The organism is Halobellus ordinarius (assembly GCF_031823395.1).
In the GTDB taxonomy this organism is placed as follows: domain Archaea; phylum Halobacteriota; class Halobacteria; order Halobacteriales; family Haloferacaceae; genus Haloquadratum; species Haloquadratum ordinarius.
On sequence record NZ_JAVQKJ010000007.1, the window covers coordinates 228,588 to 241,539 of the forward strand.

Consider the following 12,952-nt stretch of genomic DNA (forward strand, 5'->3'; position numbering starts at 1 on the left):
TCCCGCCACCAACCATTTTGGCCTGTGAGACACAGACACACACGATGAGACGGCGCGGGTTCCTCGGCACAGCGGGGGTGGCACTCGTCAGCGGCTGTTCCGCGCTCTCCAACGACGCCGGCGAGAGCGAGCAGCCCACCCAGGCCGACGGTGAGTGGCCGATGTACCGGTCCAACGCCGCGAATACCGGCCACGCACGGAACGAAATCGGCCCCACGGACGGCGTCACGCGCCGGTGGACCGTCACGGCCGACGACGCGGTGGGGTCGTCCCCGGCAGTCGTCGATGGAACCGTCTACGTCGGAAGCCGTGACGGACACGTGTACGCGGTCGACCGCAACGACGGCAGCGGACGGTGGACGTTCGCGACCGGCGACGGCGTGGTCTCCTCGCCGGCAGTGGTCGACGGAACGGTCTACGTCGGCAGCAACGACGGGAAGCTCTATGCACTCGATGCGACCGACGGCGACCTGCAGTGGGCTTTCGCGACCGACGCCGCCGTGCAGTCGTCGCCGGCGGTGGTCGACGGGACCGTCTACGTCGGCGGAACCGACCGCTACGCGTACGCGATCGACGCGGCAAGCGGCGAGCGCACGTGGGCCTACCAGACAGACGGAGCGGTGTATTCCTCCCCGGCGGTGGTCGACGGGACCGTCTATCTCAGGACCGACAACCGGGGCCTGTACGCGCTTGACACCGCCACTGGGAAGTCGCGGTGGACCTATGGCACGCTGTCCGGCGGTGTCTCCTCGCCCGCGGTCGCCGACGGCACCTTCTACGTCGGCAGCGACAACAGACGGCTGTACGCGATGGACGCGGCCAGCGGAGAGCCGCTGTGGACCTTCGAGACCGACAACTCCGTCTTCTCGTCGCCGGCGGTGGCCGGCGGGACCGTCTACGTCGGCAGCGACGACGGGAAGCTGTACGCCATCGACACGGCAAGTGGCGATGTCGAGTGGGAGTTTGCGGCCGGCGGCCCCGTCTTCTCCTCGCCCGCAATCGTCGATGGAACGGTCTACACGGGGAGTAACGACGGAAACGTCTACGGAATCGACGCAACGAGCGGCGACCGGCAGTGGTCGTTCGAGACCGGCAGCCCCGTCTTGTCTTCGCCGGCAGTCGTCGGTGGGACGCTCTACGTCGGCACCGTTGCCGGGGAACTGTACGCGCTCGAAGCGGAGTGATCCCGTCGGGCCACTGCACCGGGAACACTCGCTGACGAGCCACGTCGAGTGCGTCACTGACGAGAACGGAGAGAACGCCTGCCAGCGAACACGGGGAGTAGGCTTGCTGGCACCGACGGCGGATCGCACCCCCGCCGTGGCCGGCGTGCGAACTCACCACCTCCCAATTTCATACCGAGTCGGTCCTTGCAGATGGTATGGACACAGCTGTCGTCTGGTTCCGCGACGACCTCCGCCTCGACGACAACCCGACCCTGACCGACGCCGTCGCCGCCGCTGACGAGATCCTCCCTGTCTACGTCGCCGACCCCCGTCGGCAAGGTGAGACCCGCTATGGGACCGACAAGCGCGGTCCTCGCCGCGGGAGGTTCCGCAGCGAAAGCTTGCTCGACCTCCGTGACTCTCTCCGGGACTGCGGCGGCGACCTGCTGGTGCGCAGTGGGCGGGTCGAGTCGGTCGTGCCAGATCTCGCCGAGCGGGTCGACGCCGACGCCGTCTACGCGCAGACGAAGCCCGCGACAGAGGAATTGGGGCGGGAAAACGCGGTCGGCGACGCGCTGCCCGAGGACGTGGCCTTCGAGCGCCGCTGGACCCACACACTGTACCACATCGCGGATCTGCCGACGCCCTACGACCGCATCGATGATACGTTCACGCCGTGGCGCAAAGAGGTGGAAGCCGGCGCCTCGGTTCGTGACCCCGTCGCCGCACCCGAGACGGTGTCGACGCCGGATCGTGGACTCGATCCCGGCGAGGTCCCGACGCTCTCGGCGGGCGATCGGGAAGTCTCGCCGGTGGACGACCGCGCAGTCCTCAACTTTTCGGGCGGCGAAACCGCAGGAAAAGAGCGTGTTCGGGAGTACATCTGGGCGGGCGATCACCTCCGTAAGTACAAGCAGACACGCAACGGGCTGCTCGGAGCGGACTATTCCTCGAAGTTCTCGGCGTGGCTGGCGGCGGGGTGTCTCTCCCCGCGGTGGATTCACCGGGAGATCAAACGCTACGAGGACGAACGCATCGAAAATGAGGACACCTACTGGCTGGTCTTCGAGTTGCTGTGGCGCGACTTCTTTCAGTTCCAGTTCCGTAAACACGGGGCGGACTTCTTCGCGCCGACTGGCATCCGCGACATCCACAAAGAGTGGGACCGCGACCGCGAGGCGTTTCGGCGCTGGGCCGACGGCGAGACCGGCATCCCCTTCGTCGACGCGAATATGCGGGAACTGAACCGGACGGGCTATCTGTCCAACCGCGGCCGTCAGAACGTCGCCTCCTTCCTGGCGGACGCACTCGGCGTCGACTGGCGGTGGGGTGCTGCTTACTTCGAGGAGCGACTTGTCGACTACGACGTTGCCTCGAACTGGGGCAACTGGGCCTATCAGGCCGGCGTCGGCAACGACTCCCGGGACAACCACTTCAACGTCCTCTCGCAGGCCGAACGCTACGACGGCGGCGCCGACTACGTGACCACCTGGCTTCCCGAACTCGCGGATCTCCCGCCGGAGTACGCGCATCGGCCCTGGCGAATGAGCGATCAGGAGCAAGCGGAGTACGACCTCGAACTGGGAACCGACTATCCACGGCCGATGCTCGACGTCGAGGCCCGCTATCGCGAACTGCGGAACCGCTGAACGGCGTCGGTATCCGAAGGCCCAGGCGCCCCAATACCGGGATTTGCGGCTCCATCCCAGGAGTCGCGGCCGGTAGTCCTGGCTGCTGCTGGGAAACGGAGTCGATTTGCCAAACGCTGAGTTCTTCGCAGTGAACTACCCTACCCTACTCGCTAATCCTCGCCGTGCTTCCTGAACCAGACACGTTCGCCGACCGGTGACTCCCCCTCGTCGATATCCAGCCGACTCACGAACAGGTCCCGAACGGCGAGCGTGACGACGAGTTCCACCGCTGTGCCTTCCTCGGGAAGGACCGTGACGACACAGTGACCGTCCCGCTTCGTGATCGATCTGATCGTCCCGGCCGACCACCGATCGCGGTGGTGTGCGGGCTCCCGCGCGTGGATGCGATCGTGCGTCATCCTCCTGAATCAGGGATCCTCCGGGGCTTTCCCCTCGCCGGCTGCGACGGGCTGTCTCTCGTATTCCGCTAGCGGTTCCTCGATCCCGAGTAGCGTCGCACTCTCCGCCCAGAGGCGTCGGGCGGCCTCGCTGCCTCGGGCAGCCTCCGACGGCGTGCGTGGCTGCTGATTCGCAAAGTACCGGCCGGACACCTCCGCAGTGCGTGGGGAGACGGCGACGAAGAGGATCTCGGCGGCCCCGTCGGCGACGGACGTGACTCCGGGGACTGCTTCAAGTCGCTGCAACAGGTTCGGCAACGGGCCGGGAAGAAACCGACTGAACCCGCTTCCCGGAATCGCGCCCGGGTGGATGCTGTTGGAGGTGATCTCGCGACCCCTTGCGTCGAGCCGTCGGGCGAGTTCCATCGCAAAGAGGATATTTGCGAGCTTCGAGTGGCTGTACGCCGTGAATCCGGTGTATTGGTCGGGGCCGCGTACTCGATCCAGGTTCAGCGAGGCTCCTTGGTGTGCGCCGGAGGCGGTCGTGACGACCCGGGCACCCTCACGGAGGTGATCGAGCAACTCGGCGGTCAGCAGGTACGGCGACAGGTGGTTGACGTGGAAGGTGTACTCGACGCCTGCGTCGGTCAGCTTTCCGTGCCGAAACAGCCCGCCGGCGTTGTTGACGAGCAGATCCAGCCCGTCAGTCTCCTCGCGCACGGTGGTCGCAAGCGCTTCGACTGCATCGATATCCGCGAAGTCCGCCTGCAGGAACTTGGCGTCGGCGTCGATCCGGGCGAGTTCGTCGACCACCGCCGCGCCCGCCTGCGAGTCCCGGCCGTGGACGATTACATCCGCGCCGAGTCGACCGAGCGCCAGGGCGGCGGCACGACCGATCCCGCTCGTCGATCCTGTGACCAGGGCTTGCAGTCCGGTACAGTCGACATCGGCGACGTCGGCGATTGCTTCTGGGCGTTCACTCATTACCCGCTGGAGGGGATCGACGGACAAAACACCACCTCTCACCCCGAAGCGTGGCGGGTCGCCGGAAGCCCCTCGCTCTCAGGGTTCGGAGTCCTCTAGCATCTGTTTCACCTGGTCGAGCTTGAGGTAGATGGCGAGACCGAGTATCGTCGCTGGCCACAATCCGACGAACTGCCCTCGCTGTTTTTCACCACGAACATAGTAGTAGTACAGGGCGAGTGCAATCGAGCCCATTGCTGCCATCGCTCCGGGTCCGAGACCGCTCTGGTCCAGTTCCTGCGCTACTCCTGCCATTTCGTCACCTGATTCACTCACAGACTGGCTAGCACCGGGAGATGGATTAACAGTCAGCATTTTTACGGTCGCGAGGATTTTGATTAAGCGAGTGATTTCTCTCGGAGAGTGGCGAAAGTGGCGACTGCTCCGGAATTCGAGAGCACGTCTGGCTCCATCCCTCCGCGTCCGTGACGCCTCTCCTGCCCGTTGCCTCTTTGCGAACGTACTGGGGCTGATGGATGTGGCTCATAATGATTACTCTCACTGTTTACCGCCGAGCGCCACCCTCGTTGGCGGCGCTCGGCGGGAAGAGACGAGAGTAGTCATTATCAGTGGCTGGAACCGCTCTTTGGATCCGCCGTCAGTTCTCCGCTTCCACCGGACACGTACTGACGCCGAGGACCGAGTACACGCCGCAGGTCCCTGTCGCTGCCGTCCCGAGCATCATAATTGCAATCACTCCCAGCACGGGCGAGAGTATCGTCGGGAGCGAGCCCACGCCTGCGAGAATCGCGAGTGATCCGATACCAAAGATGGCTCCGAGGGCGGTTCTGAGCTGACGGTCGGTTGCACCGACGTTTCGGTTCATAGAGGTAATAGGGTCCGGTAGGATATACATCTTGACCCGTCCGAAACGCTGAGATTGATATCGCCGGCTTTCCTCCAGCGCCCGCTCCTGGAAGCCTTCATCGAAGTACCTGCAGGTCGCTGAGTGTAAAAAATACGACGAGTGCCCGGGGTGGGCTCCGAACCCACGATCTCCGCATGTCCCAGGTTCGAGGCTCGGCGGGCCCCGTGGGGAGCGGCGGAGGCTTCCAAGGCGAACCGCACCGAATCTCGGGAAACCCTATGAGTGCGGCGCTATGTCCAGCTAAGCCACCCGGGCTCGTCTCCTCGTTGTCCGATGACGCTCTTAAACCTTCGCAACTCCGACGACGGCGCGGGTGTCAGTCCGGTCACGATTCCCCGATCTGTACCGATCCGTCGGCGGTTGCGAACCGGTCGACAGCCCACCTGTACGCGGTCGGACCGAGCAGGAGCACGGCGACCGCGCCCGCAGCCACGACGACCCGGAGGTCGGCCGCGCCCGCGACGGCGCCGGCGGTCAGCCGCTCTGCGGACGCCCCCGCGAGGACGCCAGCGAGTACCCACGGCACCTCGCCGATCGCCGTCCCGAGCAGGAACGTCGGGAGCCCGACGCCCGCCATCCCCGCAGCGATCGAGACCACGTCCGAGGGCGCCGGCACGAGTCGGCTCGCGACGACGCTCCGGACGCCGCCCGCGCGGTCGACGAACGCCTCGCCCGCGTCAGCGACGCTGCCGCCGCGGCCGTACCGTCGGGCGAGGAGGAACGGGGGCACGCTCGTGAGCGTGACCAAAGCGAGCGCGGGTAGCACACCCACGAGCCCGAGTCCGTAGCCGAGGAGCACGGCGAGCAGCGTCGTTGGCCACGCGAGCAACGGCCGAACGACCGCGAGCACGGCCGCCGCCACCAGCAGCCGAACCGGATCCGCGACGAGCCACGCCGCCCGCGAGAGCACTGCGTCGGGCGACGCCAGGAGCGCGCCCGCAGCGACGACTGCAACGGCGCCACCGACGACGACCCGCTTTCGGAGTCGTGAGCGATCCATCGTGCCCGCGTCGCGGCCGGGCGGGCATAACAGTTGTTTTGTTCCCGCGGCGCCGACGAGGGATCGAACCGTGGTCGACGACGAGCAGCCGGACCTGTCGGCGTTCGAGTCTGCAAACGATACTGAGAGCGACGCCAACGCCGAAGCGGACGACATCGAAGTCGAGGGGACTGAACCCGAAACGGGCGAGGAGTCCGATATCCCGCCGGTAGAGGTGGGTGCCGAATCGAACACCACTCGCCCGACTGTCGCCGAACTCGACCGCACAGAGCGCGTCGAACTCGGCGTCGACCTGCTGGCACACGTCGAAACCGAATCGCTGTCGCTTTCAGCGGCCGTCGATCGCATCGAGACCGTGACCACCGATCCCGCGCTCACGCGGGAGATCCTCGACACCGCCGAACTCCGGGGAATCATCGAGCGCGAGGACGGTCGGATCCGAACGCGTCGCGGGGGCACGTACGTCCGCTTCGAACGGCAGGTTGTCAAGCGGGAAGGCGACTACGAGTGCCGGCGCTGTGGCGCCGGGCTTTCGACCGGGCATTTCGTCAAATTCGAGGCCGGCGAACTGGGGCCGTTCGGCCCCTCGTGTGTCAAAAAGGTTCTCGGCCGTGATTGAATCGCTCGACACTCACGACATACTTATGTGTGAACCACATAAAGTAATGAAGTGAAAAAGTATGAGTAGCGCAGAGTCTGAAAAAGTTGTGTCAGTCTCCTCCCGCGGACAGGCGACAATTCCCAAAGAGTTCCGGGAGGAGTTAGGTATCGAGACGCCCGGCCGGGTGAAGTTCGTTCGGACCGAAGACGGTGAGATCGTCGTTCGTCCCATCACATCGGTCACAGACCTGCGCGGCGTGTTGGAAGGCAAAACCGACGAGCAAGGTCGTTCGGCAACCGAGCGATTGCGAGACGAGCGGGACACCGACGCGGCCAGCGAGGCCGAGTTGCGCCGGCGATACGTCGAAGACAGTGACGACGAATGAGCGACGAGATTGACATCCCGAAAACAGTCGTTTTCGACACGGAACCACTCGTCGCCTATTTTTGCAACGAACCGGGCAGTGACCTCGTCGAGCGGTACCTCGATGCCGTCGAAGGTTTTGCGGAGGGATTTATCTCTGCAGTCAATCTCGCTGAGGTCCACTATATCGTGCGTGCGATCGACGGCGAGGATCGCGCTGATGCTGTCGTCGACGTCCTCCGGGAAAGCGGGATTCGCCGAGTCGATACCGAAGAGACGTGGGCGACTGCGGCTGACTTCAAGTCTCGCTACTCGCCTGCACTCGGCGACGCCTTCGCACTGGGAACTGCAGCCACCGTCGACGGGCTGCTGCTTGTCGGTGCCGATGATGATTACGACGGTATCCCAGAGGTTCCGATCGTCCGGTTCCGAGACGAGCCAGTTTAAGACGCCCGTTACCGCCCGAGCCGAAGCTCCTCGATGAGCTGTTCTAAGAGTTCCCGCTGCGCCCGGAGTTCCTCGTTCTGTCGCTCGACGACCCCGCGGAGTTCCGACAGTTCCTCGCGGACCTGTTCGTCAGCCGCCGGCGCGGCCGACTCGAAGCCTGAGCCCGCAAACCTGTCGCTGGTCGATCCGACGCTACCCTGCGAGTCGGCGTCGTCTCTCCCGTCTCTCGCCTCCCCTCGTTCGGAAACCGCTTCGGCGGGCGCCGCTGCCCCTTCTTCGGACACCTCTCTCGGATCCTGTTGCACGTCATCCTGTTGCGGGCTGGTAGCCTCGCTCCCCGGTGTCGGCTCCGTGCCCTCCGTGGACGTGGACTGCGTTTCCGGCGGGGATCGGGTCTCCGACGCGGACGCACCCTGTGCAGTCTCCCCGAGCGGATCCGCCGGTGATGTCTCGGTTGCGTCCGGCTCAGATCCGCCTGTCGACGTCGGTCCGGTCCCTCCAGCGTCGGTTGGAGTCCCTGTTTCGGACCCGGTGCTCCCTTGCTCGACGGATTGTGTGACCGAGTCCGGACTCGACTCGCTGTCGCTCGGTTCCGCGGTCGACTGTGTTCCGCTCGACTCCTCTCTCCCAGTCACGTCCCCGGATTCGCCGGGCCTGTTTCCGGTGGCCGGCTCCTCGAAGTTCCCGCGCGTGGCGTTCTCCGGGAGATCGTCGGGCTCGGCCGGGTCGGCGATCAGCGGATCGGGCCCGTCGCCGAACGACACGTTCCGGCCCGCGGGTTCGCCGGGGTCGTCGAACGCGTCGGTCTCGTCGTCGTCGGGCTGGGTGACCGCGCGGAGTTCCTCGATCGAGTCTACCTCCCAATAGGAGAGAAGCGTCGATTCGAGCGCGGAGCGGACGGCGCGGGCGTCCTCGTTCGGCGCCTTGAAGCGCTCCCTGCGGCCGGCGACGCTCAGGACTACCGAGGTGGCGACGCTGCCGTCCTCGAAGGCCAGATCCGTCACGTCCTCGTAGTGGTACGACTCGAAGTCCTCGTCCCAGAGGTTCGATCCGATGTGGCGAACAACGCGCTCCTCTGCGATCGCGATCGTGAGTTCGCTGAAGCGGAACAGCCGCTCGATCGATTCCTCGTCCGAGAGGACGCCGTTCGCCTTGAACACCCCCTCGACGATGGGCTGGAGAGCACGTTCGAGACGCTTTGCGGGCAACGAGATCGTCTTCTGGCCGTCGAGGCCGTAGTCCAGCGTGATCTTCGCTTTCCGACGCCCCTCCGAGACCGTGATCCGCTCGGCGTCGTGGGCGTATTCCTCGACGGACTCGTCAGAGAGCAGCCCCTCCGCGCGGTAGACCAGCGTCCGCGTCGGCGTCACGTACAGTTCGTCCTCGCTGCCGAGGTCGACGCGGGCGACCACGTCCTCGTCGGCGAGGTCGTTCTGGACGATCTCCGGTTGGCTCATAAATCGGTCCACCGTCCGTTTCGCCATAAATCCGTGGGTATTCCGGCCGAACGGAAGCGTTCTGTCGTCGATCTGTCGACAGGAGTAGCGGCGATCAGGGACGGATTCGCCGTCAGCGGGGGTGGCGCTCAGCGATAAAAAGTGAGAGTAAGCAGTATCAGTCGCCGGCGACTGCGCGAGTGCTCTCTTCGGTCAGCGCCAGGACGTCGTCGAAGAAGCCCAGCGAGTCGTGGGGGCCGGGGTGGGCCTCGGGGTGGTACTGACGGGTGATGACGCCGAGGTCGTCGTTTGCGAGTCCTTCGGCGGTGCCGTCGTTGACGTTGACCTGTCTGACGTCGAGTTCGTCGCCGGGTTCGCCGACGGTGTACCCGTGGTTCTGTGTCGTCATCACGACCTGACCGGAGTCGAGGTCACGAACCGGCTGGTTGACGCCGCGGTGGCCGAAGTCCATCTTCTCGGTCGTGCCGCCGAGCGCCCGCGCGACGACCTGCTGGCCGAGGCAGATGCCCGCGATGGGGAGTTCGCCGACGTACTCGTCGACGAGCGTCTCGGCGGCCTCGAAGTTCGCCGGGTCGCCCGGGCCGTTCGAGATGAAAAGCAGATCGGGGTCGAGGTCGGCGAGTTCGGCGGGGGTCGTGTCGTACGGAAGGACGTGAACCGTCGCGTTCCGTTCGACCAGCGAGTCGACGATCGACTTCTTCGCGCCGCAGTCGATGAGCGCGACGTCAGTGTCGCCGTCGCCGTGTGTGGTGTGTTCGACGGTCGTCACGCGCTTGCCGATGTCGACGTGCTCGCTCATCCCCTTGCACTGCTCCAGTTCGGCCTTCGCGTCCTCGGGTGTGACGTCATCGCCGACGGCGATGCCGCACTTCATCGCCCCCCCCTCGCGGATCGAGGTGACCAGTTCGCGGGTGTCGATGTGGTCGATCGCCGGGACATTCTCCGTTTCGAGCCACTCGGCGACGTCTTCCGTGAACTCGTGGGCGACGGCCGCACGCGGGTGGACGCGTTCGGATTCGAACCGCTCGCTTCGGACGCCGTAGTTCCCGATGAGCGGGTACGAGAAGGTGAGCACCTGTTCTTCGTAGGATGGGTCCGTCAGGCTCTCCTCGTAGCCCGTATACGCAGTCGTGAACACTAGTTCACCGCGGGTCCGTCCCGGAGCGCGCCCGCGGGCCTCGATCACGCGGCCGTCCTCCAGGGCCAGGTAGGCGTCCGACATTACGAGAAACGGACGTGATCTGGGGGTTTAAGTGTTACTTTCGTAGCTGAGTTACGAATTTCGTAATCGGTAAGCCCCCCGAACCCGTTGGCCCCGTATGGACGATCTCGATCGGCAGATCCTGGACATCCTCCGACGCGACGCCCGGACACCCTACACGGAGATCGCCTCGCAGGTGGGCACCTCCGAGGGAACGATCCGGAACCGCGTCGAACGGTTGCTCGAGGGGGGGATCATCGAGCGCTTCACCGTCTCGACGCGGACGGGCAACATCAAGGCGATGATCGAAATTTCGGTGAAAGTCGACGTCGATACGACCGAGGTGTCAGAGGAGATGGCCACCTGGGAGCAGGTCGACTTCGTCTGGCAGGTCTCCGGCGAGGAGGACGTGGTCCTGATCGTCGACGCCGCCGACACGGGGGCGGTAAATCAACTGATCACGCGCGCCCGCGAACTCGACGAGGTACAGGACACCAAGACCAGACTCATCCTCGACGAGCGGCTCGGCCGGGCGCCATAGTGGGTTGCGGGCGGCGCCCGCTGTCCATCGCGTGGCCCTGCAGCCGTCTGCGGCCCGCAAGTCGGAACGAATCGTTTTTGTGCGCGCTGGCGGAAGAGTGGATATGGCGATCAAACCCAAATACGTCAAACAGCTCGGGAAGGTGCTGCTGGAGAAGTATCCGGAAGCGTTCAACACGGACTTCGAGACGAACAAAGAGAGCGTCGCGACCCTGACGAACGTCGAATCGAAGGGTGTGCGCAACCGGATCGCGGGCTACATTACGCGGAAGAAGGGCGGCTCGAAGCCCTCCTCGTCGGCCTGATCGGGACTTCCTTCTCGGTGTCGTCGCCTCGGTAGCCGCCGGTATCTTGACCCGAGGAAAGGGTGTCATAGAAGACCTCCCACACCACACGGGAATCGGTCAGTACAGACGAACGCTGTATCACACAGGGTCGTTGTTTACCCAAATTCTGTCAGGAACTGGCTGCTGAATATAGAGGATGTACCGGTCATAACCAGTCGAACATTGATTTTAGGTTGAGTAAGGGATGTATAACTACGACGTTCTCAATGGACCTTTCACCTGGAGTACTTACCAATGGTGCAAGAGAATCCGAGAGAATGGGTGGTTTCACGCCGAAAAGTATTGAAAAACAGTGCACTTGCGTCGGCAATCGGCGTTAGCGGTGTTGCCGGGTTTTCGAGCGGGGTAGCAGCCCAGAGCTGTGATAGAGTCGTAGACGACGATGGAGGAGAAGACCATACGACGATTCAAGATGCTATAGACAGTGCGAATCAAGGGGAAAGGATATGCGTGCGCGCTGGCACCTATTCCGAGTCTGTCTCTGTTAACAAGGCAGTAACCGTCACAGGGGAAAACGACCCCGACGGTCCCGACGCCGCCGTAGTCGACGGAAGCGTAACGGTGTCAGCCGACAATGCGACGGTCAGCCGCCTCAAAGTAGCGCCGACAAACACGTTTGTTGCCGGCGGCCTCGACCCTCACGGTATCCTAGTGAGCGGTGAACTGAGCGACGTCACGATTAAAGAGAACATCGTCGAGGGGATGACAGCCGACAACACCGGGGACTCGGTCACCATCAACGGGATTCAGCTATGGAACGATGGTCCGGAACAGCAAACCGGGACCGAGGTCAAGCACAACACGGTGCGTGACATGGACAATATGGGCGACGCAGCAGCCGGCTGGCCGAACTACGGCGGTGCGGCCGCGATCAAGGTCCAGGGAGTCGTTGAGGACACCGTGGTGGCAGGCAACACGGTCAAGTCTGTCCACTCGGCGGGCTGGACCTACGGCATCGTTACCACGCATACAGGCAGTGCCCCCGGCGACTCCCCGACGAACACGACTGTCGAGATGAATACGATTGAGGAAGTCAATGACGGTTCGGTCTATGACGTGTTTGACGACACGGGGAGCGCTCCGTACCCCGGCAGTGCGTTCGCCATTGATGGTGACTCACTTGCGAGCGAAGCGACCGCGAATCTCAACAATTTCCTAAAGACACCGATCGGCGCGCTGAACAAAGACGGTGACAACACCTTAGATGCTGAATGCAACTATTGGGATCACGCAACAGGCCCCGAAGACGAGGACAACAAGAAAGGGAAGGGCAACAATGCCGTTGGCGACGTAGACTATACGCCGTGGAATACTCGGAAGGTGGGTCGTGGCAAGAACCCGGAGAACTCTTGTGTTGGCGGTAAGAACGCCGATTAGGACGTAGATTATTTATCTCCACAACAGATTATCGTCAATTCTAAATAAAAACCTGTTTGACCGGTACGCGCGTTGTATCTTGCACGGCCATCAGAATATCTATCTGAATTGGTAGAAGCTCCAACGATCAACTCGCAAGCGCGTTCTGATGGGTGCTTCAGACTCAATAGTGTGAAAAGAACCCTTGCGAATAGTTCTATGACGCCCTCCCGAAGAAGCCAAATCCGGAGATGTCAGAATCGCTCTACCCGCCCCGCGGCGGTCCACTTGTCACGCGGCGCGCCGTCGGCGACGCGGTCGACGCGGCGGCCGGTCGTCGCGGCGACGCGTCCCGCGAACGTCCACTTCTCGCTGTCCCACGTCGGCTCCGACTCCCCGGCTGCGGCCGCGACAGCCGCAGCGGCCAACTCGCCGTCCCGTAGGTGGGCGGCGACGGCGGCGGCGATGGCGGCCGCCTCCTCGTCGTCGGCGTCGTCGGGGAGCGAGAGCCGATCGAGAAAGTCGTCGGCGCCGGTGTCGTCTGCAGCCCTCAT

At 64.0% G+C, this 12,952-nt stretch carries 16 protein-coding genes and 1 tRNA gene; 8 read left to right on the forward strand and 9 right to left on the reverse strand.

The annotated features are described in order from the left end of the window. Positions 1-44: 44 nt before the first annotated feature. Both RJT48_RS12100 and RJT48_RS12105 read left to right on the forward strand, forming a co-directional pair. Complete coding sequence (locus tag RJT48_RS12100) at positions 45-1,184, forward strand: outer membrane protein assembly factor BamB family protein (RefSeq protein ID WP_311172545.1); 1,140 nt, start codon at positions 45-47, stop codon at positions 1,182-1,184. 197 nt (positions 1,185-1,381) lie between these two features. Continuing rightward, positions 1,382-2,815, forward strand: coding sequence for a DASH family cryptochrome (locus RJT48_RS12105; RefSeq protein WP_311172546.1), 1,434 nt, complete (start codon positions 1,382-1,384; stop codon positions 2,813-2,815). 152 nt (positions 2,816-2,967) lie between these two features. On the opposite strand, the gene RJT48_RS12110 is transcribed toward RJT48_RS12105, so the two are convergent. From RJT48_RS12110 to RJT48_RS12135, 6 genes are all read right to left on the reverse strand, one after another. After that, positions 2,968-3,216: a DUF7861 family protein gene (locus RJT48_RS12110; protein WP_311172547.1), complete on the reverse strand. Its 249-nt coding sequence runs from the start codon at positions 3,214-3,216 to the stop codon at positions 2,968-2,970. A gap of 9 nt (positions 3,217-3,225) precedes the next feature. Then, a complete protein-coding gene (locus RJT48_RS12115; RefSeq protein WP_311172548.1) occupies positions 3,226-4,179 on the reverse strand; it encodes an SDR family NAD(P)-dependent oxidoreductase in 954 nt (317 codons plus the stop codon). A 78-nt stretch (positions 4,180-4,257) separates the two neighbouring features. Next, on the reverse strand, positions 4,258-4,494 hold the full coding sequence (locus tag RJT48_RS12120) for a hypothetical protein (protein WP_311172549.1): 237 nt from the start codon (positions 4,492-4,494) through the stop codon (positions 4,258-4,260). Positions 4,495-4,816: 322 nt separating this feature from the next. Beyond that, positions 4,817-5,044 carry a YgaP family membrane protein gene (locus tag RJT48_RS12125; RefSeq protein ID WP_311172550.1) on the reverse strand — a complete coding sequence of 76 codons (228 nt, stop codon included), beginning with the start codon at positions 5,042-5,044 and terminating at the stop codon, positions 4,817-4,819. 142 nt (positions 5,045-5,186) lie between these two features. Continuing rightward, a tRNA-Met gene (locus RJT48_RS12130) sits at positions 5,187-5,341 on the reverse strand. Between the two features lie 70 nt (positions 5,342-5,411). After that, positions 5,412-6,086 carry a VTT domain-containing protein gene (locus RJT48_RS12135; RefSeq protein ID WP_311172551.1) on the reverse strand — a complete coding sequence of 225 codons (675 nt, stop codon included), beginning with the start codon at positions 6,084-6,086 and terminating at the stop codon, positions 5,412-5,414. Between the two features lie 214 nt (positions 6,087-6,300). Between RJT48_RS12135 and RJT48_RS12140 the strand changes: the two genes are divergently transcribed. The 3 genes from RJT48_RS12140 (at position 6,301) to RJT48_RS12150 (ending at position 7,497) form a co-directional block, all read left to right on the forward strand. After that, positions 6,301-6,705 (forward strand): DUF5830 family protein, encoded by a 405-nt coding sequence (locus tag RJT48_RS12140; protein ID WP_311172645.1) that lies wholly within the window; start codon positions 6,301-6,303, stop codon positions 6,703-6,705. Positions 6,706-6,766: 61 nt separating this feature from the next. Beyond that, entirely contained in the window at positions 6,767-7,072 is a 306-nt protein-coding gene (locus RJT48_RS12145; protein ID WP_311172552.1) for an AbrB/MazE/SpoVT family DNA-binding domain-containing protein, read from the forward strand. Beyond that, complete coding sequence (locus tag RJT48_RS12150) at positions 7,069-7,497, forward strand: PIN domain-containing protein (RefSeq protein WP_311172553.1); 429 nt, start codon at positions 7,069-7,071, stop codon at positions 7,495-7,497. Before RJT48_RS12145 ends, RJT48_RS12150 begins: the two co-directional genes overlap by 4 nt. Positions 7,498-7,505: 8 nt before the next feature. On the opposite strand, the gene RJT48_RS12155 is transcribed toward RJT48_RS12150, so the two are convergent. Then, the gene (locus tag RJT48_RS12155) at positions 7,506-8,954 is read right to left on the reverse strand and encodes a DUF7115 domain-containing protein (RefSeq protein ID WP_311172554.1); all 1,449 of its coding nucleotides are present in this window, start codon (positions 8,952-8,954) and stop codon (positions 7,506-7,508) included. A 157-nt stretch (positions 8,955-9,111) separates the two neighbouring features. After that, positions 9,112-10,176 (reverse strand): glutamine-hydrolyzing carbamoyl-phosphate synthase small subunit, encoded by a 1,065-nt coding sequence (gene carA, locus RJT48_RS12160; RefSeq protein WP_311172555.1) that lies wholly within the window; start codon positions 10,174-10,176, stop codon positions 9,112-9,114. 97 nt (positions 10,177-10,273) lie between these two features. Here carA and RJT48_RS12165 point away from each other — a divergent pair, with 97 nt between their 5' ends. The 3 genes from RJT48_RS12165 to RJT48_RS12175 all read left to right on the forward strand — a co-directional run bounded on the left by RJT48_RS12165 (position 10,274) and on the right by RJT48_RS12175 (position 12,419). Beyond that, entirely contained in the window at positions 10,274-10,696 is a 423-nt protein-coding gene (locus RJT48_RS12165; protein ID WP_311172556.1) for an Lrp/AsnC family transcriptional regulator, read from the forward strand. A gap of 103 nt (positions 10,697-10,799) precedes the next feature. Continuing rightward, complete coding sequence (locus RJT48_RS12170) at positions 10,800-11,000, forward strand: 30S ribosomal protein S17e (RefSeq protein ID WP_311172557.1); 201 nt, start codon at positions 10,800-10,802, stop codon at positions 10,998-11,000. Positions 11,001-11,276: 276 nt separating this feature from the next. Continuing rightward, entirely contained in the window at positions 11,277-12,419 is a 1,143-nt protein-coding gene (locus RJT48_RS12175; protein WP_311172558.1) for a right-handed parallel beta-helix repeat-containing protein, read from the forward strand. A gap of 233 nt (positions 12,420-12,652) precedes the next feature. On the opposite strand, the gene RJT48_RS12180 is transcribed toward RJT48_RS12175, so the two are convergent. Further along, positions 12,653-12,952, reverse strand: a complete 300-nt coding sequence (locus tag RJT48_RS12180) for a DUF8022 family protein (RefSeq protein WP_311172559.1) — start codon at positions 12,950-12,952, stop codon at positions 12,653-12,655.

What these genes read in the sequence shown, in the direction of transcription:
- RJT48_RS12105 (WP_311172546.1), top strand. Translation starts at nt 1,382, where the DNA reads ATGGACACAGCTGTCGTCTGGTTCCGCGACGACCTCCGCCTCGACGAC.
- RJT48_RS12145 (WP_311172552.1), top strand. Translation starts at nt 6,767, where the DNA reads ATGAGTAGCGCAGAGTCTGAAAAAGTTGTGTCAGTCTCCTCCCGCGGA.
- RJT48_RS12150 (WP_311172553.1), top strand. Translation starts at nt 7,069, where the DNA reads ATGAGCGACGAGATTGACATCCCGAAAACAGTCGTTTTCGACACGGAA.
- RJT48_RS12155 (WP_311172554.1), bottom strand. Translation starts at nt 8,954, where the DNA reads ATGAGCCAACCGGAGATCGTCCAGAACGACCTCGCCGACGAGGACGTG.
- RJT48_RS12180 (WP_311172559.1), bottom strand. Translation starts at nt 12,952, where the DNA reads ATGAGGGCTGCAGACGACACCGGCGCCGACGACTTTCTCGATCGGCTC.
- RJT48_RS12115 (WP_311172548.1), bottom strand. Translation starts at nt 4,179, where the DNA reads ATGAGTGAACGCCCAGAAGCAATCGCCGACGTCGCCGATGTCGACTGT.
- carA (WP_311172555.1), bottom strand. Translation starts at nt 10,176, where the DNA reads ATGTCGGACGCCTACCTGGCCCTGGAGGACGGCCGCGTGATCGAGGCC.
- RJT48_RS12165 (WP_311172556.1), top strand. Translation starts at nt 10,274, where the DNA reads ATGGACGATCTCGATCGGCAGATCCTGGACATCCTCCGACGCGACGCC.
- RJT48_RS12110 (WP_311172547.1), bottom strand. Translation starts at nt 3,216, where the DNA reads ATGACGCACGATCGCATCCACGCGCGGGAGCCCGCACACCACCGCGAT.
- RJT48_RS12170 (WP_311172557.1), top strand. Translation starts at nt 10,800, where the DNA reads ATGGCGATCAAACCCAAATACGTCAAACAGCTCGGGAAGGTGCTGCTG.
- RJT48_RS12175 (WP_311172558.1), top strand. Translation starts at nt 11,277, where the DNA reads ATGGTGCAAGAGAATCCGAGAGAATGGGTGGTTTCACGCCGAAAAGTA.
- RJT48_RS12135 (WP_311172551.1), bottom strand. Translation starts at nt 6,086, where the DNA reads ATGGATCGCTCACGACTCCGAAAGCGGGTCGTCGTCGGTGGCGCCGTT.
- RJT48_RS12100 (WP_311172545.1), top strand. Translation starts at nt 45, where the DNA reads ATGAGACGGCGCGGGTTCCTCGGCACAGCGGGGGTGGCACTCGTCAGC.
- RJT48_RS12125 (WP_311172550.1), bottom strand. Translation starts at nt 5,044, where the DNA reads ATGAACCGAAACGTCGGTGCAACCGACCGTCAGCTCAGAACCGCCCTC.